The sequence below is a fragment of the Streptomonospora salina genome, from assembly GCF_014204715.1.
Taxonomy (GTDB): Bacteria; Actinomycetota; Actinomycetes; order Streptosporangiales; family Streptosporangiaceae; genus Streptomonospora; species Streptomonospora salina.
The window spans coordinates 435,155-457,376 of the sequence record NZ_JACHLY010000001.1 but is presented as its reverse complement, the minus strand read 5'-3'; the positions used below and the strand labels follow the sequence as shown (position 1 = coordinate 457,376).

Genomic DNA, 22,222 nt, shown 5'->3' with positions numbered 1-22,222 from the left:
GTGCGGAGCGGCGGTGCGCCCGTCCGACCGGCGGGGCCGCTTCCGGTGCGCGGCACGGGGGCGTCGCGCCGGGCGGTGGCCTGCGCACACCGGGCGCATACCGGGCCGCGCCGGGGTCGGCCTGCTTTAGCGGGTCCTCGCGCCCTCGGTATGGTAGGCGTGGTGCCGGTCGGCCGGGGCCACGGTCCACCCGGGTAGCGCGCCCGCCGACGTGCGGTTCACCTGCACCGACGCTTCGGCCCGGGGTTCGGCACCGGTCGGCCCCCGTATGCCTCCAGTTTTGCAGAAGGGAACCACGTGAATAAGCGATTCCGGGGACACGCGGCCCGGATTCCTCCTCGGCCGCACGGCCGGGGCATCCTTCGGGAGGAACGGTGACGACGACGCAGAGCCGCGTGGTGATCGCGGAAGACGAGGCCCTGATCAGGCTCGACCTCAAGGAGATGCTTGAGGAGGACGGCTATGCCGTCGTCGGCGAAGCCGGGGACGGCGAGACGGCGATACGCCTGGCGACCGAGCACCGGCCCGACCTCGTCATCCTCGATATCAAGATGCCCGTCCTCGACGGGCTGTCGGCGGCTGAGCGCATCGCCGCCGAGCGCATCGCCCCCGTCGTCATACTGACCGCGTTCTCCCAGCGCGAGCTGGTCGAGCGCGCCCGCGACGCCGGTGCGATGGCCTACCTGGTCAAGCCGTTCAACAAGGCCGACCTCACACCGGCCATCGAGATGGCCGTCAGTCGCTACGCCGAGCTTTCGGCCCTGGAAGCCGAGGTCAGCGGACTCCAGGAGCGTCTGGACACCCGCAAACTGGTCGAGCGCGCCAAGGGGCTGCTGCAGAGCCGGCACGGCCTCAGCGAACCCGAGGCGTTCCGCTGGATCCAGAAGAACTCCATGGACCGCCGGCTCACCATGCGCAAGGTGGCCGAGACCGTCGTCGAGACCCTCGGAGAGCAGGGCCCGCAGGAGCAGTAGCCCCGCAGCCCGATCCGGGCCCATTCGACCCGCCCCGGCGCGGAGCCTTCGCGCCGGGGTTGCGTATGCCCGGTCGGCGCAGGAGCGACAGCGGCCGCGGGCCCGCCGATTCCCACCCCCGCACCCCGCCGATTCCCACCCCCGCACCCCGCCGGCCCGGGACCGCGCACCGACACGGGCGGCGACGGGGCGGTCCGCGTCCGGCGTCGGGAACACCCCGAACGCCGCTGCGGAAATGCCCCGTCAACAGGAGCGATGTCCCGTTTCCATCACGGATGCACACAAAGCGGTGAAGTTTGGATCACGCGGCATAAGAGATGCTGAACGCACTCGGTAAAGCGGGCTAAACTCACGCCACCGAACAGCAACCAGCCGGAATCGGACACAGACCGGCTCCGGCCACTGACGAATGCGCAAGGAGCGCGAGTGCGCACACGCCTCGTTACGGTGCTGCTCGCCCTGATCGCCGCCACCCTGGCGATCCCGGGGCCGGTAGCAGCAGACACCCAGGGCGGTGCGTCGCTCTTCGGCCAGATCCGCCAACCCGGCGACGACGACGCGGGTGTCCAGGACATCGGCATCACCGTCTCGCAGGACGGCGAACAGGTCGGCGAAGCGACCACCGACTCCGACGGCAATTGGGAAGTGGAACTGCCCGACCCGGGCGGCTACCACGTGGTGCTCGACGAGGAGTCGGTGCCCGACGATTACGACGTCATGCAAGTCCCGGCGGGAGCCGAGCGCGACGTCGAGGTCCGCGAAGACCAGCGTTTCGCCGTCGTCTACCGACTGGCCCCGGCCGGGCAGGGCCAGGCCCCCGCCTCTCCCGGCGAGTCGGAGTCGGACGGCGCCGAGGAGACCGGCGACGCCGACGGTTCGGGATCGGCCGACGGCGACGGCGAGGGTGGCGTAGACGCCCCCGCCGCACCCGAAGGATCGGGCATGACCGGCGAGGTCGTCTCGCTGACGCTGGCCGGCCTGCTCTTCGGACTGATCATCGCCATCTCCTCGGTCGGACTCTCGCTGATCTTCGGCACCACCCGGCTGATCAACTTCGCCCACGGCGACATGGTCACCTTCGGCGCGATCATGGCGATGATCTTCAGCGGGACCTCGGCGCTGACCTCCCTGCACGAGCCCTTCCGGGACGTCCCCGGCCTCAGCATGCTCACCAACCCCTTCGTCGTGGCCACCGTGCTCGCCGTCGCCTGCGGCGGACTGCTCGGCGGACTGCTGGAGCGGTTCCTGTGGCGGCCGCTGCGCAGGCGCAACGTCGCGATGATCCAGATGTTCATCGTCAGCATCGGCATCGCCCTGCTGCTGCGCCACCTCCTGCTGGTGGTCTTCGACGCCAACCGGCAGAAGTACGTGCAGTTCCGGATCCAGGACATGATCGAGTGGGGGCCGATCGCCGTCACGCCCCGCGACCTGTCGATCATGGTGGTGTCGGTCCTGGTGCTGGTCCTGGTCGCGAGCATGCTGCAGTTCACCCGGATCGGCAAGGCCATGCGCGCGGTCTCCGACAACCGCGACCTGGCCGAATCCTCCGGCATCGACGTCGGCAGGGTCACCGTCTACGTCTGGGTGCTGGGCGGATCGCTGTCGGCGCTGGGCGGCGTGTTCCTCGGGCTGAACCAGTCGGTGTACTGGCAGATGGGATTCCACCTGCTGCTGCTGATGTTCGCCGCGGTGATCCTGGGCGGGCTGGGAACCGCCTACGGCGCCATGGTCGGCGGCCTGGCGATCGGCCTGATCGCCCAGCTGTCGACGCTGTGGTTCTCGCCGCAGCTGATGAACGTCTGGGCGCTGCTCATCATGATCGTCGTGTTGTTGGTCCGACCGCAGGGGATCCTCGGTCGGCGCGAGCGGGTCGGCTAAGGGAGACGGACGATGGACACAATGACGATCCTCGCCTTGTCCCTGGAGACGGCGATCGGGCCGATCGCGGCCGTCTACGTGCTCGCGGCCATCGGCCTGAACATGCACTTCGGCTACACCGGACTGCTCAACTTCGGCCAGGTCGGGTTCATGCTCGTGGGCGCCTACGGCGTCGCGATCAGCGTGACGACCTTCGGGCTCCCGCTGTCGGTGGGCTTCGTGATCAGCCTGGGCTGCTCTGCGGTGCTGGCGCTGCTCCTGGGAATCCCGACGCTGCGGCTGCGCTCGGACTACTTGGCGATCTCCACCATCGCGGTGGCCGAAGTGCTGCGGCTGGTCTACCGTGCCGAGTTCGCCCGCCCGGTCACCGGAGGCGTCTACGGCCGCAACAGCTTCGCCGACGCCTTCTACGCGGCCAACCCGGTACCCGCGGGCTCCTACGGTGTGGGCGACGTCGACTTCGACGCCGACCAGCTGTGGCTGACGCTGATCTGCTGGGGCCTGGTGGCACTGGGCGTGGCGATGACCGCGCTGCTGATGCACAGCCCGTGGGGCCGTGTCATCAAGGGCATCCGCGAAGACGAGGACGCGGTGCGCAGCCTCGGCAAGGACGCGTTCACCTACAAGCTGCAGAGCCTGGTCTTCGGCGGCGTGTTCGGCGGATTGGCCGGGGCCATGATCGCGCTCAACCAGCAGAACATCCACCCCGACCAGTTCATGCCGCAGGTCACCTTCTACCTGTGGGCGATGCTGCTGCTGGGCGGGGTCGGCACCCTCTGGGGCCCGGTCGTCGGCCCGATGATCATGTGGTTCCTGCTCACGCTCTTCGACGAGACCCTGCGCAGTATCGCCTCGACGGATGTGCTGCCGTTCCTGGCCACCTCCGATTCCGGTCCGCTGCGCCACGCCCTCGTCGGCGTGGTCCTGATGCTGCTGATCATCTACCGACCGCAGGGCATCGTCGGAAACCGCAAGGAGATGCTGGTCAATGTCAAGTGACGCGACACGCGGCGCGCCCGAGGCGGGCCGGGACCTGATGTCGGGCGCCGAACCCGAGGTCGGCTCGGGCAAGACCGACCCGATCCTGCGGGCCGACGGGGTCCGCCGCTCCTTCGGCGGCCTGACCGCCGTGGACGTGGGCCACCTGGAAGTCCAGCGGGGCACCATCACCGCGCTGATCGGCCCCAACGGCGCCGGCAAGTCCACGCTCTTCAACGTGCTCACCGGCTTCGACCGGGCCGACGCGGGGGAGTGGACCTTCCAGGGCCGCAGGTTCGACGGCCTGGCCGGGCACAAGGTCGCCCAGCGCGGCATGGTGCGCACGTTCCAGCTCACCAAGGCGCTGACCCGGCTCACCGTGCTGGAGAACATGCTGCTGGCCGCGCCCGGCCAGCGCGGCGAGCGCTTCGTCGGCGCCTTCGGCCGCTGGCTGTGGACCGGCCAGGAGGCCGCCAACCGCGAGCGCGCCATGGAGCTGCTGGCGCGGTTCAAGCTCGACGCCAAGAAGGACGACATCGCCGGCAGCCTCTCCGGCGGCCAGCGCAAGCTGCTGGAAATGGCCCGAGCGCTGATGGTCGAGCCGGCCATGGTGATGCTCGACGAGCCGATGGCCGGAGTGAACCCCGCGCTGGTGCAGTCGCTGCTGGAGCACATCACCTCCCTGCGCGACGAAGGCACCACGGTGCTGTTCGTCGAGCACGACATGGACGTCATCATGGGCATCAGCGACTGGATCGTGGTCCTCGCCCAAGGCGGGGTGATCGCCGAGGGCCGGCCCGCCGACATCCGCTCCGACCAGCAGGTCATCGACGCCTACCTGGGAGCGCACCACGACGATCCCGACGCCGGCGCGGACGGCCGGGGCGACCGGAAGGAGGGGCAGCCGTGAGCGGGTCCGAAGAAGCCGAGCGGGCCGAGCGGGCCGGGCGGGAAGCGCAGGCCCAAGGCGGCGCGGCCGAGCGCCCGCCGGAGAGCCCGGACGAGGCCGGCCAGCTGCAGGAGCACCGCGAGGAGGTGCTGGATCAGGCGGGCCCCGCCGAAGGCGTGGGGGACCACTCCCGGTACCTGCTGGTCGCCGACGAGGTGAAGGCCGGCTACGTCCCCGAGGTCAACATCCTCGACGGGTGCACGCTGACGCTGCGCGAAGGCGAAGTCGTCGGCATCATCGGGCCCAACGGCGCGGGCAAGTCCACCCTGGTCAAGACCGTCTTCGGGCTGCTTCCGGTCCGCGGCGGCAGCATCACGCTGCGCGGCGAGAGCATCGTCGACCGCAGTGCCCACGAGCTGGTCTCCAACGGGGTGGGCTACGTGCCCCAGAGCCAGAACGTCTTCCCGAGCCTGACGGTCGAGGAGAACCTGGAGATGGGCGTGTTCCTGCGCCCCAAGGTCTTCCGGCGGCGCATGTCGGCCGTGGCGGAGCTGTTTCCGCTGCTGGGCGAGCGCCGCAAGCAGAAGGCCGGGGCGCTGTCGGGCGGCGAGCGCCAGATGGTGGCCATGGGCCGCGCATTGATGATGGAGCCGTCGGTGCTCCTGCTGGACGAGCCCACGGCCGGCCTCTCGCCGGTCTTCCAGGACGAGGTCTTCCACCGCGTCCGCGAGATCAACGCGACGGGCGTCTCGGTCGTCATGGTCGAGCAGAACGCCCGGCGCTGCCTGCAGGTCTGCGATCGCGGCTACGTGCTCGACCAGGGCCGCAACGCCTACACCGGTACCGGGCGCGAGCTGCTGGAGGACCCCAACGTCATCGAGCTCTACCTGGGCACCCTGGCCAAGGCGGAGTAGCGGCGACCGCGGAGACGGCGGCCCGGACGCGGGGGCGGTGCGCACGGCGCACCGCCCCCGCGTGCCGTGGAGCGTGCCCCGGTGGGGCTGCCGGAAGCGGGCGGGGGCCACGCGCTTCGTGCGCCCGGCCCCGTCGCCGCAGCCTCCGCTTCAGGGCGGCCCGGCCCGTGCGGATTCCGGAGGGCTCCTCCGGCCGGGCGCACGAAAAGCCCCCGGCCGGTCCGGGGGAGACCGGCCGGGGGCCTGTGCCGCAGGCGGTGCGCGCCTGCGCGTAAGCGGCCTTAGGCCTCGGAGTCCACGGTGATCTCGTCCTGCTTGCTGTGGGCCCCGTCGTCGCCGTAGCCGTAGATCTGGAACGTCGCCGAGGTGACGTTGCCGTCCTCGTCGAAGTTCAGCGGACCGCTGACACCCTGGTAGTCGATGTCCTCGCCGTCGGCGATCAGGTCCTTGCACTCCTGGAAGCCGGAGCACTCGGTGCCCTCACGCGAGACCGAGCGGATCTCCTCGACGAAGACCGTGGGATCGGTGCTCTCGGCCTGCTCGGCGGCCAGAGCCGTGACGATGCCGCAGTCGTAGACCTGCCCGGAGAACTGGAGGACCTCCAGCTCCTCGTCGAAGGACTGCAGGCCGTCGATGAACTCCTGCTCGCCGTTGTCGGGCGCGGTGCCCTGGAAGCCGGCGACGGTGCTGGAGTCCTGGGCGTCGATCTTCTCGGCCAGGGTCTCGTCGTTCAGGCCGTCGGTGCCGTACATCGTGTCGGCGCTGACACCGTCCTCGATCAGGCCGGTGATGATCTGCACGCCCTCCTCGAAGGCGACCAGCACGACCGCGTCGGCGTCGGCGGCGGAGATGTCGCTGACGACCGAGTCGAAGTTGGCGGTGTTGGGGTCGTACCCCTCGTTCGCGGCGACCTCGATGCCGTTCTGCTCCAGCGCGTCGGCGGCGGCGTTCGCCAGGCCTTCGCCGTAGTCGTCGGCCCGGTAGGAGATCGCGACGCTCTGGTGGCCGTCCTGGGCGATCTGCTGGGCGAGGACCGGGCCCTGCATGGTGTCGCTGGGCGCGGTGCGCCAGTAGTAGCCCGTGTCGTCCTCGGCGGCCAGGCCGGGCGCGGTGTTGGAGCCCGAGCACTGGACGACCTCGGCGCCGGTGACGGAGTCCATGATGGCCTGGGTCATGCCCGAGGCGGCTGCGCCCAGGATGATGTCGGCGTCCTGGTCGATGAGGCGGCCGGCGGCGTCGTTGGCCTGGGCCGCGTCGTTGGCCTCGTCCCCGGACAGGATGCCGGGGACCTCCGAGTCGAGCACGCCGCCGGCGTCGTTGATCTCCTGCAGCGCGTACTTGGCGGCGCTGATCTGGGGCGGTCCGAGGTGGGAGAGGTCCCCGGTCTCGGGGAAGACGTATCCGTACTGCAGCGGATCGTCGCCGCCACCGCCTTCGTCTCCGCCTCCGCCGCCGCAGGCGGCCAACCCGAGGGTGAGGGCCGCGGCCGCCGCGGTAACGCTGAGGGCCTTCTTGCTTGGCATCGAGGACACTCCGTTCAACCGGCTGGGTAGCGCTGGGGGCGCCGTGGCCGCTGCGAGGGTGATCGCACTTAACCACGGGCGTTAGCGGAGCTTAAACACACGCGGTCCGATCGCGGTAGGCCGGATGGCATCTCGGTGCCGAGTCGGATTCATGCCGTTATCTCTCCGTAGTCCCATGCCGGCGGCATATTCGCTGCTCAGAGCCGATTTTCACGAATCGCGCCGTGATGCTCATCCTCGGTGACCACGCCGAGTGCACTGCGGCGCGCGGCCGCCGAGCGTCCCGGCGCCCCGTCCGCGCCGCGGTGCGGCGCCGGTGAACCGGTCCCGGCGCCGCACCCCGCACGCCGGCCGGTCAGGCGTCGCGCAGCATGCAGGTCAGACGCGCGGTGCACACCCGGCGGTCCCGGTCGTCGGTGACGGAGATGTCCCAGCTGGCCAGCGTGCGGCCGAGGTGGACGGCCTCGGCCACGCCGGTGATGCGGCCCTCGCCGACGCTGCGGTGATGGGTCGCGTTGATCTCGATTCCCATGGCGATCCGGCCTTCACCCGCGTGGAGCATCGACCCCACCGAGCCCAGCGTCTCGGCCAGCACGCACGAAGCGCCCCCGTGCAGGATCCCGTAGGGCTGGGTGTTTCCCTCCACCGGCATCCGCCCCACCACGCGCTCGGACGAGGCTTCCAGCAGCTCCAGCCCCATCCGCTCGCCGAGGGTGCCGCCCATGTTGCCGGCGCCGGTCATCTCGGCCAGCCGGTCCGCGTCGATCGCCATCGGTCTCTTCCCGCCTCCCGTGTGGTGTCGGGGCCGCCGCCGGCGCCGGGCGCCCGCGGGCACCGCCCCGCCGTCGTCGCCGCGCGCACCTGCCGGCGCCGGCCCGTCGGACGCCGCAGGCGCCGCGGCCCGCGAGCCGACGGCCCCGGTCGAACGGCGCAACGCGCGAATGTCCGCACGGCATCCTAGGATTCACCTGTGGCGACGACAGAGCAGACCCCCGGACAGAACGGTACGCCGACGGCGCAGCAGCCCCCGCCCGAAAACGGGCGGCTGCTACTGCTGGACGGCCATTCCATGGCGTTTCGCGCATTCTTCGCGCTACCCGCCGAGAAGTTCACGACCAGCACGGGCCAGTCCACCAACGCCGTCTACGGCTTCACCTCGATGCTGATCAAGCTGCTGCGCGACGAATCGCCCACGCACATCGCGGTGGCCTGGGACCTGTCGGGGCCCACTTTCCGCCACGAGACCTACGCCGACTACAAGGCCGGGCGCAACGAGACGCCGCCGGAACTGCCCTCCCAGGTGGAGTTCGTCCAGGAGCTGCTGAAGATGGTCGGCATCGCCAGCGTGTCGGCCACCGGCTACGAAGCCGACGACGTCATCGCCACCCTCACCGCCCGCGCACGCGAGCACGGCATGGAGACCCTCATCGCCTCCGGCGACCGCGACGCCTTCCAACTGGTGGACGACACCTGCACGGTGCTCTACCCGGGCCGCAGCATCTCCGAGCTCACCCGCATGACCCCGGAGGCCGTCGAGACCAAGTACGGCGTTCCGCCCGAGCGCTATCGCGACCTCGCCGCCCTCGTCGGCGAGAAGGCCGACAACCTGCCCGGTGTGCCCGGAGTCGGCCCCAAGACCGCCGCCAAGTGGATCGCCAAGTACGGCTCGCTGGACGACCTCGTCGCCCGCGCCGACGAACTCACCGGCAAGGCCGGGCAGAACCTGCGCGAGCACCTCGACCAGGTCCTGCGCAACCAGCAGCTCAACCGCCTCGACCCCGACATCGAGCTGGAGCGGCCCGTCGACGGGCTCACCCGCGTCCAGGCCGACCGCTCCGCCGTGGACGGCCTCTTCGACAACCTGGAATTCGCCTCCACCCTGCGCGACCGCCTGTTCGCCGTTCTCGGCGACCCCCGGGGCGACGACGCACCGGCCGAGGACGAGGGTTTCACCGTCGAGCTGACCGTGCCCGCCCCCGGAGAACTCGGCTCCTGGCTGCGGGCCAACGCCGCGGACGGCGCCCGCTGCGGCGCGGCCTTCGCCGGGACCTGGGGCGCGGGCGCCGGCACCCTCACCGGCATCGCGATCGCCACGGCCCAGGGCCCGGCGCTGTGGGCCGACCCCGCCGAACTCGGCGCCGAGGACGCCTCCGCTCTGGCCGCCTGGCTGGCCGACCCCGAGCTGCCCAAAGCCCTGCACGAGGCGAAAGGGCCGCTGCTGGCCTTGTGGGCCCACGGGTTCGAGCTGGGCGGTCTCACCAGCGACCCCGCACTCGCCGCTTACCTCGTGCAACCCGGCGGGCGCAAGTTCGATCTGGCCGACCTGTGCCGGCGCTTCCTCAACCGCGAGCTCGGCGAGCAGCAGGGCGACTCCGGCCAGCTCTCCTTGGACATCGGCGGCGCGGGCGGCGACGAGGGCGAGTCCGATCCGCGCGCCGCCGAGCGCCGGGAGCTGGCCACCTACGCCCGCGCCACCCTCGACCTGGCCGCCGGGCTCGACGCCGACCTGGACAAGCGCGGCGGCGCGGCCCTGCTGCGCGACGTGGAGCTGCCGCTGCTGCGGGTGCTGGCGCGGATGGAGTGCGCCGGCATCGCCGCCGACCGCGCCTATCTCGACTCGCTGGAGCAGGAGTTCGCCGCCGCGGTGCGCGAGGCGGTCGACGAGGCGCACCGGGCGGTGGGCCGCGAATTCAACCTCGGCTCGCCCAAGCAGCTCCAGCAGGTCCTCTTCGACGAGCTCGACCTGCCCAAGACCAAGAAGATCAAGACCGGCTACACCACCGACGCCGACGCGCTGACCTGGCTGGCCGGGCGCACCGACCATCCGCTGCCGGGCATCCTGCTGCGCCACCGCGACCAGACCCGGCTGCGCACCACGGTCGAGGGCCTGATCAAGACCGTCGCCGACGACGGGCGCATCCACACCACCTACAACCAGACCGTGGCGGCCACCGGCCGCCTCAGCTCGGTCGAACCCAACTTGCAGAACATCCCCGTGCGCACCGAGGCCGGGCGGCGCATCCGCCGCGCCTTTGTGGTCGGCGCGGGCTATCACGACCTCCTTACGGCCGACTACAGCCAGATCGAGCTGCGGATCATGGCCCACCTCTCCGCGGACGAGGCGCTCATCGAGGCCTTCCAGACCGGCCGCGACTTCCACGCCGAGATCGCGGCCCGCGTGTTCGGCGTAGGCGTCGACGAGGTCGACGACCAGGCCCGCGCCCGGATCAAGGCGATGAACTACGGCCTGGCCTACGGGCTCAGCGAGTACGGGCTGTCCCAGCAGCTGGGGATCGCACCCAAGGAGGCCAAGAGCCTCGTGGACGACTTCTTCGTGCAGTTCGGCGGGGTGCGCGACTACCTGCACGCCGTCGTCGAGCGCGCCCGCCGCGACGGCTACACCGAGACCATGCTGGGCCGTCGCCGCTACCTGCCCGACCTCACCAGCGACAACCGCCAGCGCCGCGACATGGCCGAGCGCATGGCGCTGAACGCGCCCATCCAGGGGTCGGCCGCCGACATCATCAAGGTCGCCATGCTCGACGTCCAGGCCGGGCTGGCCGAGGGCGGATACCGCTCCCGGGTGCTGCTGCAGGTCCACGACGAACTCGTGCTGGAGGTCACCGAGGACGAGCTCGGCGCCGTCCGGAAACTGGTGTCGGAAAAGATGTCGGGCGCCTATGATCTGCGGGTGCCGCTCGCCGTCTCGGTGGGCGTGGGGCGCGACTGGCACGACGCCGCGCACTGAGCGGCCGGTGCGGCCGGTCGGCGCGCGTGTCGCCGGCGGGCAGTCCGCCCCGAGACCGACGCCGACACCCCGCGCCCGGCGAATCCGGTGCCGAGGCGGGCGCAGTCCGCAAGGAGGCGAGTGCGATGCCGGCATCCCGCGGCCCCGACGGACCCCGGGTCGCGTTGCGCGAACGCGAACTCGCGTGGCGGTTCTCCCGTTCGGGCGGACCGGGCGGCCAGCACGCCGACACCGCCGACACCCGGGTCTCGCTGTCGGTGGACGTGGCCGCCACGGAGTCGCTGACGCCCGAGCAGCGCGAGCGTGCGCTGAGTCGGCTGTCGGGGCGTCTGAGCGGGACCGTGCTGACCGTCACCGTCGAGGAGTCCCGCTCCCAGGCCCGCAACCGCGACCTCGCGCGCGAGCGCCTGGCCGGCCTGCTGTCCGGGGCGGCCGCCCCCGGCCCGCGCTCCCGGCGCTCGACCCGGCCCACCCGCGGGTCGACCGAGCGCCGCTTGGCGGCCAAGAAGCGCCGCGGCCAGGTCAAGCGCATGCGCGGGCGCGGCGGTGACGAGTAGGCGACGCCTCGGTGGCCGGCTCGGCCGTATGCGGCGAGCGCGGCGGCGCCGCCTGCGCGGGCCGGCGCCGGCGGGGGCGCGGTGGTGCGCCGCGGCGACGCCGGCCGGGCCGGGAGGCCGGGGCACTCGGCCGCTTCCGATTGACCTGGAGGCCCGCGTCTCATATTGTGCCAAGAGCGTTGTGGACTCGCGTGCGCAACTCGACCTCGGAGATCGTGCCGGTGTGACAGCCAGACCGCATACTCGACTCGAACCCCGAGGCATCGGGGGCGAAAGCCGGTCGGCACCTGGGATTCACGGTAGGGCCCGAATTCGCGATTCTTCGATTCAGGTCCGAATGCGTTTCGCACGGTGGTGATCCGGCCGCGTGATTCCGCGGCGCACCTATTCTGCCAATGTCCGTATCCGGAGTCCACCCACACATGACGAGCAGCACAGAGGCAACCTCGACACCCCAGGTAGCGGTCAACGACATCGGGTCCGAGGAAGCCTTCCTCGCGGCGATCGACGAGACCATCAAGTACTTCAACGACGGTGACATTGTCGAAGGCACCATCGTGAAGGTCGATCGAGACGAGGTCTTGCTCGATATCGGCTACAAGACCGAGGGTGTTATCCCGTCCCGGGAACTGTCGATCAAGCACGACGTCGACCCAGGCGAAGTCGTGGCGGTCGGCGACCACGTCGAGGCCCTCGTCCTCCAGAAGGAGGACAAGGAAGGCCGCCTCATCCTGTCCAAGAAGCGCGCGCAGTACGAGCGCGCCTGGGGCACGATCGAGAAGATCAAGGAAGAGGAGGGCGTCGTCACCGGCACGGTGATCGAGGTCGTCAAGGGCGGTCTGATCCTCGACATCGGACTCCGCGGCTTCCTGCCGGCCTCGCTCGTGGAGATGCGCCGGGTGCGCGACCTCCAGCCTTACGTGGGCCGCGAGCTCGAAGCCAAGATCATCGAGCTCGACAAGAACCGCAACAACGTCGTGCTCTCCCGCCGCGCCTGGCTGGAGCAGACCCAGTCCGAGGTCCGCCAGACCTTCCTCAACACCTTGCAGAAGGGCCAGATCCGCAAGGGTGTCGTTTCGTCGATAGTGAACTTCGGCGCCTTCGTCGACCTGGGCGGTGTCGACGGGCTCGTGCACGTGTCCGAGCTGTCCTGGAAGCACATCGACCACCCCAGCGAGGTCGTCGAGGTCGGCCAGGAGGTCACGGTCGAGGTCCTCGACGTCGACATGGAGCGCGAGCGCGTCTCCCTGTCGCTCAAGGCCACGCAGGAAGACCCCTGGCAGCAGTTCGCCCGCACGCACCAGATCGGCCAGGTCGTTCCCGGCAAGGTCACCAAGCTCGTTCCCTTCGGCGCGTTCGTCCGCGTCGAGGAGGGCATCGAGGGTCTGGTGCACATCTCCGAGCTGGCCGAGCGCCACGTGGAGATCCCCGAGCAGGTCGTCCAGGTCGGTACCGAGATCTTCGTCAAGATCATCGACATCGACCTCGACCGCCGGCGCATCAGCCTTTCGCTGAAGCAGGCCAACGAGAGCGTCTCGCCCGACCAGGTCGACTTCGACCCGACGCTCTACGGCATGGCGGCCGACTACGACGAGCAGGGCAACTACAAGTACCCGGAGGGCTTCGACCCCGACAGCGGCGAGTGGCTCGAGGGCTTCGAGACCCAGCGCGACGAGTGGGAGCGCCAGTACGCTCTGGCCCAGGCCCGCTTCGAGGCGCACCGCAAGCAGGTCGAGGAGGCCCAGGCCGCCGAGGCCGAGGCCGGCACCGAGGCCCCGTACGAGGGCGGCGAAGACGAAGCCGCCCCCGCCGCGGCGGCCCCGAGCGCCCCTGCCGCGCCCGAGCCCGACACCGGTGGCGCCCTCGCCTCCGACGAGGCGCTGGCCGCGCTGCGCGAGAAGCTCGCCGGCGGCAACGAGGGCTAAGACCCTCGCCGCACGCTCGGCACGCGAATCGCCAAGGGCCGCTCCCGGAAACGGGGGCGGCCCTTCGCTATGCTCGCCGCAGCCGCGTTCGTCCATGGACCACGGGAGCAGCGATGCCCACCCCGCCCGACCCGACCGTCCGGGCCGCAGCGGCCGAGGACGCCGGCGAAATCTGGACGCTGCAGCGGGCCGCGTTCGTCGACGAGGCCCAGCTGTACGGCGACCCGTTCGTCCTCGCGCTGGCGGAGACGCTCGACAACGTCCGCAGTGCCATCGCCCGCGGGCACGTGCGCACAGCCGTCGAGGGCACGCGGATCGTCGGCGCGGTACGCGGGCGCGCTGAGGGCGGCACCGGGCTGGTCAGCCGGCTGTGCGTGGCGCCCGACCGGCGCCGCCGCGGCATCGCCCGGGCGCTGATGCGGTCCGTGGAGGAGCGCTTGGTGCACGCCCATCCCGACGTCGCCGTGTTCGCCGCCGTCACCGGGCAGCAGAACGCGACCGACCTGCGCCTCTACCGCGGCCTGGGCTACGCCGAGACCCACCGCGAGCGCATGTCCGAGCATGTGGCGCTGGTGCACATGCGCAAGGCGGTCCCCGGGCGCGAGCCCCGGCCCGCCGGCGTTTAGGGTCGCCGGCATGCTGCGTGTGGGACTCACCGGAGGAATCGGATCCGGCAAGAGCGCGGTGGCCCGGAGGCTGGAGGGCCGCGGCGCGCTGATCATCGACGCCGATCGGATATCCCGCGAGGTGGTCGAGCCGGGCACCTCCGGACTGGAGGAGATCGTCGCCGGGTTCGGCGAGGACGTGCTCACCGACGAGGGCCGGCTGGACCGGCCCAAGCTCGGGGAGATCGTCTTCTCCGACACCGCGAAGCTGGCCAAGCTCAACGCGATCGTGCATCCGCGGGTGGGCGCCCGCACCGAGGAGCTGATGAAGGGCGCCTCCGCCGACGCGGTCGTCGTCTACGACGTCCCGCTGCTGGTGGAGAACGACCTCGGCGGCCTCTACGACGTCGTCGTGGTCGTCGACGTCCCCGAGGAGGAGCAGGTCGCCCGGGTCGTGCACAACCGCGGCATGGATTCCGACCAGGTCCGCGCCCGCATCCAGGCCCAAGCGACCCGCGAGCGCCGCCGCGCCGCTGCCGACATCGTCGTCGACAACTCCGGCACCCCCGAGGACCTGGACGCCCGGGTCGCCGAGGTGTGGGAGTACCTGCGCGAGCGCGCCTGAGGACGTCCGCGGCGGATCCGGCGATCGGACATACGCTCAGAGCATGCGCACCATGACCGCGGCAGAGGCGTCGCGCCGCTTCGCCGACCTGCTCGGCGCCGCAGAGATCCGGGCGGCGCTACAGCTTCCCGGTGGGCTGCGGACCGATCGAGCGCGGGGTTTTTACGGGGTGTGAGCGCTCACGACGGGAAAATCCGCGCGCTCGATCGGCGGTGGCGCGGGTGCGTGGGGCGTCACCGCTCGGGCAGGGGCCACGACGGGCCGTCGTGCGGGGTGTGCAGGCCGGGGCCGGTGAAGCCCAGCGCGCCGAGGCCGATGCGCTCTGCTCGGCGTGCGAGCAGGTACAAACGCAGGTCCCTGCGCCGCTGCTCGCGAACCAGGGTGAAGCCCTGCTGTTCGTAGTAGCGGACCAGTTCCGGGAAGAAGCACCCCCGCCTGACCCAGGCGCGGCCTTGCTGCGCTGCCTGGTCGACCGCCCACAGCGCGATGGCGGTGCCGGGCCTGTACCCCCGGTAGGCGTGGTGAACGACGGGTTCGCGGCGGACCGGCCGCTGTGGGAGCGCGACGGCGCCAAGTGCACCCCCTGCCGTCCCGGTTCCGACTGCCGTTGACCACCCGTTCCCGCGGAGCCGGCGCTGCGCGCGGTACCGGCCATTTCACCTGTTTTTCTACCGCACACGCAGCGTCGCCGCTACCGTGAGTCGGGTCCCGTCCCTCCGAGTCACAAGGGCCCCGACCATGGCCGATGCCACCTGCGACCTTGCGGGCTACTGGGACCGCTATGCCTCCGGAGTCGCCGCCGAGTCCCCCGAAGACGCGCTGAAGAACGCGTTCGGCTGGTGCCAGTACGAGGGCCACGGACCCGGCGACGAGCTGCTCGGGGAGCCGCTCTCCGCCCTGGAGCTCGGGTCCGGGCGCGGCAACGCCGTCGCCGCCCTGGCGTCGAAAGGGATCGAGGCCACCGGTATCGACGTCTCCCCGCTCCAGTGCGACCAGGCCCGCCAGCGGTGGGGGCACCTGCCCGGTGCCTCATTCACCCGAGGGGAGGGGTGCGCGTATCTCGCCGAGGCCGACCGCTGCTGGGACGCGATCTATTCGATCTGGGGAGCGCTGTGGTTCACCGACCCCGACCGGCTGCTGCCCCTGGTGCGTGAGCGCCTGGCACCGGGCGGGCGCCTGGTGTTCTCCCACGCGCCTCCCGTGCCCGGCAGCTACGGCGTCCAGGGCATGTACGGCGGAGGCTTCCGCGGCCGCCGGGTCTGGGTGTACCGGTGGGCCTACGAGCCCGAAACCTGGGAAGAGATCCTGACCCGGCACGGGTTCGCCGACGTGCGGGCGTGGACCGAGCCCGCCCCGGAACCCGACCGCATCGGCACGCTGATCGTGCAGGCGTCGCGCTGAGCGGGCGACGGTCGCGCGGATACGCAACCTCGCCGGATGCGGGCGCCGGCCAGCCGAGCCCGCCGCCCTACAGCGCCCCGTCGCGGGCGGCGGCGAGGAAGGCGTCCCACTCGCCGGCGGGGAAAGCGAGATGGCCGAGATCGGGGTGCTTGGAGTCGCGCAGCGCGGCACCGGGGGAGGGGGAGAGGGGGGCGGCTTCGAGGCAGTCGACTCCCTGTCCGCTGTAGCTGCTCTTGTGGAAGGGGGCGGGGAGGGGGGCTACCTCGATGCAGTCCTGGCCTGCGCCACTATGACTGCTCTTGCGGAACTTCAGAGTTGTCACTGCTCACACTCTAGCGTTGAGATGACGTCGTTGATGAAGTCGATGGATTGGGCCACCGTGAGAGAGGCGTTGTGGGCCTCGCGCCACATCGCGTCGTAGCGCCGTATCTCCTCCTCTGCCTCAACGAAGAGGCTAGCTGTAGGGGTTTCCGAGTGTGCGATCGAGGGATCCGACGCTTCGGGGAACTCCATGATCACGAATCCGCCGAGGCTCGCTGCGTGCATCCCTGCTGAGAAGGGCAGCACGTGGACCGTCACGTGCGGGAGCCTTGCCATGTCGATGAGGTGGTGGAGCTGCTCCGACGTGCAACGAGGTCCGCCGGCAGGGCGGCGTAGGGCGGCTTCGTCGATGATGGCGGCATACTCCGGCGGGTAAGGGTGGGTGAGGATGCGTTGGCGTTCCATCCGCGCGTCCACGTGCCGCTTGACCTCGTCCTCCGCGAAGGCGTTGGTACCGGTGAAGACGGCGCGGGTGTAGGCGGGCGTTTGCAGGAGCCCTGGGATGACCTGGGGCTGGAACGTCTTGATGATCGACGCTTCGACCTCGAAGTCAGGCAGAGCTTGAGCGCCGAAGACGTCCTTGTACTTGGACCACCAGCCGCGCTCGGTCGCGTCTTTGGCCAACTGGTGCATCGCCAGGCGACTCTCGTTGTCCACCTCGTAGAGCCTGGCGAGCGAGTCTAGGTCAGAGAGGCGTATGCGCTTGAGCTCCGCGGTTTCGAGCTTCCCCAAGGTTGCGCGAGGAACGCCCGACTGCTTTGCAGCGGCATCGAGGGTCAGCTTGGCCGCCTCGCGGAGTTGGCGCAGGACTCGGGCGAGGCGACGGCGGCGCACCGTAGGACTGAGCGATCGTGTCATGAGGAGGACCCTAGCGGGATGTACGGAGATTCTCTATAAGACTTGATCATAGAGAATCTCTAACTACTATGTGTATATGGAAAGTGACTCAGAGGCCAGCACGGTTCTCCGGGTCACGCTATGCCGCACCCGCGTGCCTGTCCTGCGTTTGCGGGTGCTCCGCCCGCGTCCTGTCTCCTCCGCCCCCAGTCAAGGAGCCCTCCATGCCCACGCTCACCGCCGTCCCGCCCATGCCCGAGGTGACCGTCCCCCTCGGCCTGCTCATCCCGAACGGCTACGAGTACTACTTCAACCGCCGCCCCGACCGCCCGCACTTCACCCGCCGCGCGTTCGAGTTCCGCAGCGAGCCGGTGTTCCTGCCGCTGGTGCACGCCTTCCTGGACACGTGCGCGGCCGCGCAGAGCGAGGAGTACCGCTTCCTGTTCGACCTGCTGGGCACCGAGCTCGTCAGCAACGCCGTCAAGCACACCCGCTCAGGTCTGCCCGGCGGCACCTACACCCTGCGCGTGGACCGCTCGGCCACCGGCCTGACCCTGAACTGCCGCGACGGGGGAGACCGCGCCGATCGCCGCCCCGGCTACGGGCACCGCAGCCACCTGGCCGCCGCCCGGCCCGCGGACGGCGTCGCCTGCGAAGGCGGGCGCGGGCTGGCGCTGGTGGACAGCCTGGCCAGCGCATGGGGCGACAACGGCATGCCGCGGTTCCGCAAGGTGTGGTTCCGCCTGGACTCCGATCTGGCCGGAAGCGTCTGGCCCGATGCCTGAGCCGTCCCGAACCGCTGCGCCGGGGGTGGCGCGGCCGGGACCACGAGAGTGGCCGGCGCACGCCGCCCCCGGTGTAGGCGGGGAAACAGCCGGGAGTGCCGGCCCGCCCCGGTGCCGTCCCCGCACGGAGAACAAGGCCAGCTGGACCACGACGGGGATGGAGACCCCGATCTTCGGTCCGGATCAGTCGGTACGACGCCGTGTCCACGCACGACCTGGTGTCCAACGGGGGGCTTTCCGTTCCTGCCGCCGCCTCGGCGGGAAGGGCTCGACCTACGCGGAGCACATGCGCGACGCCGACATCGACGCTTTGATGGACGTGCTGCTCATGATCGAGGCGACCACCGCCCCGAGGCAGGACGCGCCGGGCTCCAGCACCGTGCGGATCAGCGTCCGCCGGAGCCGTCCGCGGCCGCTGCGCTGGGAATCCTCCGTGCGCGGGCCGTGTTGTCACCGGCGGGTTATAGCGTGGGCGGACATGTCGAACGCGAGGGGAGCTGAGGCGACGTGCGGCCGGTGACCGATATCCAGCGCAAGAAGGCGCCGTTCGAGGTGGTCTCGGAGATGACCCCCGCCGGCGACCAGCCTGCGGCCATCGCCGAACTCAGCCGCCGCGTGCAGGCGGGCGACGAGGACACCGTGCTGCTGGGCGCCACGGGCACCGGCAAGACCGCCACGGTGGCCTGGATGGCCGAGCAGCTGCAGCGGCCCACGCTGGTCATGCAGCCCAACAAGACCCTGGCCGCGCAGTTCGCCAACGAGTTGCGCGAAATGCTGCCCAACAACGCGGTCGAGTACTTCGTCTCCTACTACGACTATTACCAGCCCGAGGCCTACGTCCCGCAGACCGACACCTACATCGAGAAGGACTCCTCGGTCAACGACGAGGTCGAGCGGCTGCGGCACTCGGCGACCAACTCGCTGCTGACCCGGCGCGACACGATCGTGGTGTCCTCGGTCTCCTGCATCTACGGCCTGGGCACGCCCCAGGAGTACGTCGACAGGATGGCCGAGCTGGAGGTCGGCATGCGGATCGACCGCGACGACCTGCTGCGCAAGCTCGTCGAGATGCAGTACAGCCGCAACGACGTGTCCTTCACCCGGGGCACCTTCCGCGTGCGGGGCGACACCGTCGAGGTCATCCCGGTCTACGAGGAACTCGCCATCCGCATCGAGATGTTCGGCGACGAGGTCGAGCGGCTGCAGACCCTGCACCCGCTCACCGGCGAGGTCCTGGGCGAGGACGCCCACGTCTACCTGTTCCCGGCCTCCCACTACGTCGCCGGCCCCGAGCGCTTGGAGCGCGCCGTCGGCGACATCGAGGCCGAGCTGGGCGAGCGCCTCACCGAGATGGAGAACGCAGGCAAGCTGCTGGAGGCCCAGCGGCTGCGCATGCGCACGACCTATGACATGGAGATGCTGCGCCAGGTGGGCAGCTGCTCGGGCATCGAGAACTATTCGCGCCACTTCGACGGCCGCGAGCCCGGCAGCGCCCCCAACACCCTCCTCGACTACTTCCCCGAGGACTTCCTGCTGGTGGTCGACGAGTCGCACGTGACGGTGCCGCAGATCGGCGGCATGTTCGAGGGCGACGCCTCGCGCAAACGCACCCTGGTCGACCACGGCTTCCGGCTGCCCTCGGCACTGGACAACCGCCCTCTGAAGTGGGAGGAGTTCACCGAGCGCATCGGGCAGACGGTCTACCTCTCGGCCACCCCCGGCCCCTACGAGCTGCGCCGGAGCGGGGGCGACGTCGTCGAGCAGGTCATCCGTCCCACCGGGCTGGTCGACCCCGAGGTCGTGGTCAAGCCGACCGAGGGCCAGATCGACGACCTCGTGCACGAGATCCGCGAGCGCGCCGAGCGCCGGGAGCGCGTGCTGGTCACCACGCTGACCAAGAAGATGGCCGAGGACCTCACCGACTACTTCGCCGAGCTGAACATCCGCGTGCGCTATCTGCACAGCGAGGTCGACACGCTGCGCCGGGTCGAGCTGCTGCGCGAGCTGCGCACCGGCGAGTTCGACGTGCTCGTGGGCATCAACCTGCTGCGCGAGGGTCTGGACCTGCCCGAGGTGTCGCTGGTGGCCATCCTCGACGCCGACAAGGAGGGGTTCCTGCGCTCCTCCAGCGCGCTGATCCAGACCATCGGGCGTGCGGCGCGCAACGTCGCCGGCCAGGTCCACATGTACGCCGACAACGTCACCGACTCCATGCGCAGCGCCCTGGACGAGACCGACCGGCGCCGCACCAAGCAGCTGGCCTACAACGAGGCCAACGGCATCGACCCGCAGCCGCTGCGCAAGAAGATCGCCGACATCCTCGACTCGCTGGCGCGCGAGGACGTCGACACCGAGGAACTGATCGGATCGGGGTACCGCAAGGGCGGCCAGCAGGCCACCACCCCGGTGCCCGACCTGAAGGGGGCCGGATCCGAGCGGTCCGAGGACGTCAGCCGGATGCCGCGGGCCGATCTTTCCCAGCTCATCGAGCAGCTCAACGAGCAGATGCACCAGGCGGCCACCGATCTGCAGTTCGAGCTCGCTGCCCGGCTGCGCGACGAGATCAAGGAGCTCAAGCGCGAACTGCGCGGGATGGACGCCGCCGGGGTGAGCTGAACCGCCGCCCGCGCGAGCACGGCGGCGCTCGCGCGGGCGCATCGTCGTCCGGGCAGCCCCGGGCGGCCCGCGCCGTCGGCACCCGGGCCGCACCGTCGGCCGTCGCGCCCGTGTCCTCGGCGGTCAGCGGCGTGTGCGCGGCATCACCCCGGTCTCCGTGATCCCGGACGAATCGGCTACGGTTGGGCCGATCGGGCTTTGCCGCCCTGAAATTGCATAGCGACAATTTCAAAACGATCAGGGAAAATCTCGCCGCAATCGCGAGCGAAGGGACTCGTGAGGCGCTACTGTTTGCGTGTCCGTGTTGCGACGGTACGTGACCACTGTCCGGCTCCCGACAGCCGCGCCGGCGAGCCGAAGCGGGTGTGTGCGGGATGCGCGGCCTGGGAGGTGGGATGGGCGGTTATGTCGCCCGGGTGCGGAACGACGAGCTTCCGGGAAGCGGAACGGAGTTCGACCTGCTGGTCGACTCCGTCGCTATGCGCTGGCGGGAGGTCGATCCCCTGCTGCCGGCGCCGACGCGCCCGCGCAAGAGCACCTATCCGCTGCTGACGGTCAGCGACGAGGCCGGCCACCCGGTGGCCACCGGCACCATGCGCTACTCCTGGTACCAGCCCGGCGAGGTCGGCCGGACCTGGGGCATGCCCGACCAGCACTGGCTGACGCCCATCGTGGGCGGCCCCGACCCCGGACGCGCCTTGGACTCGCTGCTGTCGAGCTGGCAAGAGCAGTTGCAGCAGCTGCCCACCGGGACCGGATCGGAGTCGGCAGCACAGCTGACCTGGCCCGCGCGCGACGTTTTGGGCGTTCCGGCGCTGCAGGCGCACGGGCTCCAGCCCTACAGCGTCCTGGCCGCGCGCGAGCGGCGCCGCGGGGTGCCTCCCGCACTGCCGCCGCGCGACGTCACGATCCGCCTGGCCGACTCCCAGGACCTCGCCCCCATCGTCAGCCTGCTGATGGAGGAGCACCGCTATGAGGAGTTCTTCGGCGGGGTCTTCATCCAGCCCGAGACGCCCGAGCAGACCCGCCGGGTCGCCGCCCGCGCCCTGAGCCGCTCGCCCTCATGGGTGTGGCTGGCCGAGCGGCGGGGGCGTCCGGTCGGCCTGGTGTGGGTCTCGCCGCCCGATCGCGCCCGCTGGGCCGCCCCGCTGGTGCGGGCCGCGCCGGCCGCCCACATCGGCTACGGCGTCGTGGCCGAGGAAGAGCGCGGCCGCGGCATCGGCACGGCCCTGGTCAGCGAGGCCCATCAGGCGCTGGACGCCCACAACGTCCAGGTGTCCGTTCTCAACTACGCCATGATGAACCCTCTTTCGGGGCCCTTCTGGAACCGCATGGGCTACCGGCCCGTGTGGACCACCTGGGAGGTCCGTCCGGCGCTGGCGCTGCGCTGAGCTCCTGCCGAGGCGCACCGGCAGCGGGGCGTACTCGCGCGCTCGCCGGACGCGTCCGGCGCCGGCGGTATCGGGCATCCGCGTCGGACCGGATGGGATGATCGGGTCAGCCCTCGCCGGTCGGCCTATGATCCGGAGCACTATCCTGGGTGGCGGGGCCGGTGCCCGCCACCGCGCGCCCTAGCGCGCCCCGAGGCGCTCCGGCAGCGGGCGGCGCACCCGGCGGACCTGACGACGTGGAGACGGGAGTGGCGC

At 70.8% G+C, this 22,222-nt stretch carries 19 protein-coding genes; 15 read left to right on the top strand and 4 right to left on the bottom strand.

Features of this window, described 5'->3' with window-relative positions; genetic code table 11:
- The first annotated feature begins 395 nt into the window (after positions 1-395).
- The 5 genes from HNR25_RS02120 to HNR25_RS02100 all read left to right on the top strand — a co-directional run bounded on the left by HNR25_RS02120 (position 396) and on the right by HNR25_RS02100 (position 5,633).
- Positions 396-974 carry an ANTAR domain-containing response regulator gene (locus HNR25_RS02120; protein ID WP_184638701.1) on the top strand — a complete coding sequence of 193 codons (579 nt, stop codon included), beginning with the start codon at positions 396-398 and terminating at the stop codon, positions 972-974.
- 426 nt (positions 975-1,400) lie between these two features.
- The gene (locus HNR25_RS02115; protein WP_184632986.1) at positions 1,401-2,852 is read left to right on the top strand and encodes a branched-chain amino acid ABC transporter permease; all 1,452 of its coding nucleotides are present in this window, start codon (positions 1,401-1,403) and stop codon (positions 2,850-2,852) included.
- 12 nt (positions 2,853-2,864) lie between these two features.
- Entirely contained in the window at positions 2,865-3,851 is a 987-nt protein-coding gene (locus HNR25_RS02110; protein ID WP_184632984.1) for a branched-chain amino acid ABC transporter permease, read from the top strand.
- Positions 3,841-4,740 carry an ABC transporter ATP-binding protein gene (locus HNR25_RS02105; RefSeq protein ID WP_184632981.1) on the top strand — a complete coding sequence of 300 codons (900 nt, stop codon included), beginning with the start codon at positions 3,841-3,843 and terminating at the stop codon, positions 4,738-4,740. Before HNR25_RS02110 ends, HNR25_RS02105 begins: the two co-directional genes overlap by 11 nt.
- Before the next feature lie 104 nt (positions 4,741-4,844).
- On the top strand, positions 4,845-5,633 hold the full coding sequence (locus HNR25_RS02100) for an ABC transporter ATP-binding protein (protein ID WP_184638699.1): 789 nt from the start codon (positions 4,845-4,847) through the stop codon (positions 5,631-5,633).
- Between the two features lie 281 nt (positions 5,634-5,914).
- Here the strand turns inward: HNR25_RS02100 and HNR25_RS02095 are convergent, their stop codons facing one another.
- The gene (locus HNR25_RS02095; protein ID WP_184632980.1) at positions 5,915-7,156 is read right to left on the bottom strand and encodes an ABC transporter substrate-binding protein; all 1,242 of its coding nucleotides are present in this window, start codon (positions 7,154-7,156) and stop codon (positions 5,915-5,917) included.
- A 355-nt stretch (positions 7,157-7,511) separates the two neighbouring features.
- Entirely contained in the window at positions 7,512-7,928 is a 417-nt protein-coding gene (locus HNR25_RS02090; RefSeq protein ID WP_184632978.1) for a PaaI family thioesterase, read from the bottom strand.
- 198 nt (positions 7,929-8,126) lie between these two features.
- On the opposite strand from HNR25_RS02090, the gene polA reads away from it, so the two are divergent.
- The 7 genes from polA (at position 8,127) to HNR25_RS02055 (ending at position 16,017) form a co-directional block, all read left to right on the top strand.
- Complete coding sequence (gene polA, locus HNR25_RS02085; protein ID WP_184632976.1) at positions 8,127-10,904, top strand: DNA polymerase I; 2,778 nt, start codon at positions 8,127-8,129, stop codon at positions 10,902-10,904.
- Between the two features lie 125 nt (positions 10,905-11,029).
- Positions 11,030-11,461 (top strand): alternative ribosome rescue aminoacyl-tRNA hydrolase ArfB, encoded by a 432-nt coding sequence (gene arfB, locus HNR25_RS02080; RefSeq protein WP_184632974.1) that lies wholly within the window; start codon positions 11,030-11,032, stop codon positions 11,459-11,461.
- Between the two features lie 422 nt (positions 11,462-11,883).
- Positions 11,884-13,386, top strand: a complete 1,503-nt coding sequence (rpsA, locus tag HNR25_RS02075; RefSeq protein ID WP_184632972.1) for a 30S ribosomal protein S1 — start codon at positions 11,884-11,886, stop codon at positions 13,384-13,386.
- Positions 13,387-13,499: 113 nt separating this feature from the next.
- A complete protein-coding gene (locus tag HNR25_RS02070) occupies positions 13,500-14,012 on the top strand; it encodes a GNAT family N-acetyltransferase (RefSeq protein ID WP_184632970.1) in 513 nt (170 codons plus the stop codon).
- 10 nt (positions 14,013-14,022) lie between these two features.
- Positions 14,023-14,616, top strand: a complete 594-nt coding sequence (gene coaE / locus HNR25_RS02065; RefSeq protein ID WP_184632968.1) for a dephospho-CoA kinase — start codon at positions 14,023-14,025, stop codon at positions 14,614-14,616.
- Positions 14,617-14,659: 43 nt separating this feature from the next.
- The gene (locus HNR25_RS26370) at positions 14,660-14,791 is read left to right on the top strand and encodes a hypothetical protein (RefSeq protein ID WP_281387414.1); all 132 of its coding nucleotides are present in this window, start codon (positions 14,660-14,662) and stop codon (positions 14,789-14,791) included.
- A 563-nt stretch (positions 14,792-15,354) separates the two neighbouring features.
- On the top strand, positions 15,355-16,017 hold the full coding sequence (locus HNR25_RS02055) for a class I SAM-dependent methyltransferase (protein ID WP_184632966.1): 663 nt from the start codon (positions 15,355-15,357) through the stop codon (positions 16,015-16,017).
- 67 nt (positions 16,018-16,084) lie between these two features.
- On the opposite strand, the gene HNR25_RS02050 is transcribed toward HNR25_RS02055, so the two are convergent.
- Positions 16,085-16,339, bottom strand: coding sequence for a DUF397 domain-containing protein (locus tag HNR25_RS02050; protein ID WP_184632964.1), 255 nt, complete (start codon positions 16,337-16,339; stop codon positions 16,085-16,087).
- Positions 16,336-17,196 carry a helix-turn-helix domain-containing protein gene (locus HNR25_RS02045; RefSeq protein ID WP_184632962.1) on the bottom strand — a complete coding sequence of 287 codons (861 nt, stop codon included), beginning with the start codon at positions 17,194-17,196 and terminating at the stop codon, positions 16,336-16,338. Before HNR25_RS02045 ends, HNR25_RS02050 begins: the two co-directional genes overlap by 4 nt.
- 203 nt (positions 17,197-17,399) lie before the next feature.
- Here HNR25_RS02045 and HNR25_RS02040 point away from each other — a divergent pair, with 203 nt between their 5' ends.
- From HNR25_RS02040 to HNR25_RS02030, 3 genes are all read left to right on the top strand, one after another.
- The gene (locus HNR25_RS02040) at positions 17,400-17,960 is read left to right on the top strand and encodes an ATP-binding protein (protein WP_184632960.1); all 561 of its coding nucleotides are present in this window, start codon (positions 17,400-17,402) and stop codon (positions 17,958-17,960) included.
- A 507-nt stretch (positions 17,961-18,467) separates the two neighbouring features.
- A complete protein-coding gene (gene uvrB, locus HNR25_RS02035) occupies positions 18,468-20,576 on the top strand; it encodes an excinuclease ABC subunit UvrB (protein ID WP_184632958.1) in 2,109 nt (702 codons plus the stop codon).
- 395 nt (positions 20,577-20,971) lie between these two features.
- A complete protein-coding gene (locus HNR25_RS02030) occupies positions 20,972-21,967 on the top strand; it encodes a GNAT family N-acetyltransferase (protein ID WP_184632956.1) in 996 nt (331 codons plus the stop codon).
- Positions 21,968-22,222: the final 255 nt, after the last annotated feature.

Excerpts from the sequence above, each read along its gene's own strand:
- HNR25_RS02030 (WP_184632956.1), top strand. The coding sequence starts at position 20,972 with ATGGGCGGTTATGTCGCCCGGGTGCGGAACGACGAGCTTCCGGGAAGC.
- HNR25_RS02055 (WP_184632966.1), top strand. The coding sequence starts at position 15,355 with ATGGCCGATGCCACCTGCGACCTTGCGGGCTACTGGGACCGCTATGCC.
- HNR25_RS02090 (WP_184632978.1), bottom strand. The coding sequence starts at position 7,928 with ATGGCGATCGACGCGGACCGGCTGGCCGAGATGACCGGCGCCGGCAAC.
- rpsA (WP_184632972.1), top strand. The coding sequence starts at position 11,884 with ATGACGAGCAGCACAGAGGCAACCTCGACACCCCAGGTAGCGGTCAAC.
- HNR25_RS02040 (WP_184632960.1), top strand. The coding sequence starts at position 17,400 with ATGCCCACGCTCACCGCCGTCCCGCCCATGCCCGAGGTGACCGTCCCC.
- HNR25_RS26370 (WP_281387414.1), top strand. The coding sequence starts at position 14,660 with ATGCGCACCATGACCGCGGCAGAGGCGTCGCGCCGCTTCGCCGACCTG.
- HNR25_RS02070 (WP_184632970.1), top strand. The coding sequence starts at position 13,500 with ATGCCCACCCCGCCCGACCCGACCGTCCGGGCCGCAGCGGCCGAGGAC.
- HNR25_RS02045 (WP_184632962.1), bottom strand. The coding sequence starts at position 17,196 with ATGACACGATCGCTCAGTCCTACGGTGCGCCGCCGTCGCCTCGCCCGA.
- arfB (WP_184632974.1), top strand. The coding sequence starts at position 11,030 with ATGCCGGCATCCCGCGGCCCCGACGGACCCCGGGTCGCGTTGCGCGAA.
- HNR25_RS02110 (WP_184632984.1), top strand. The coding sequence starts at position 2,865 with ATGGACACAATGACGATCCTCGCCTTGTCCCTGGAGACGGCGATCGGG.
- HNR25_RS02105 (WP_184632981.1), top strand. The coding sequence starts at position 3,841 with ATGTCAAGTGACGCGACACGCGGCGCGCCCGAGGCGGGCCGGGACCTG.
- coaE (WP_184632968.1), top strand. The coding sequence starts at position 14,023 with ATGCTGCGTGTGGGACTCACCGGAGGAATCGGATCCGGCAAGAGCGCG.
- HNR25_RS02095 (WP_184632980.1), bottom strand. The coding sequence starts at position 7,156 with ATGCCAAGCAAGAAGGCCCTCAGCGTTACCGCGGCGGCCGCGGCCCTC.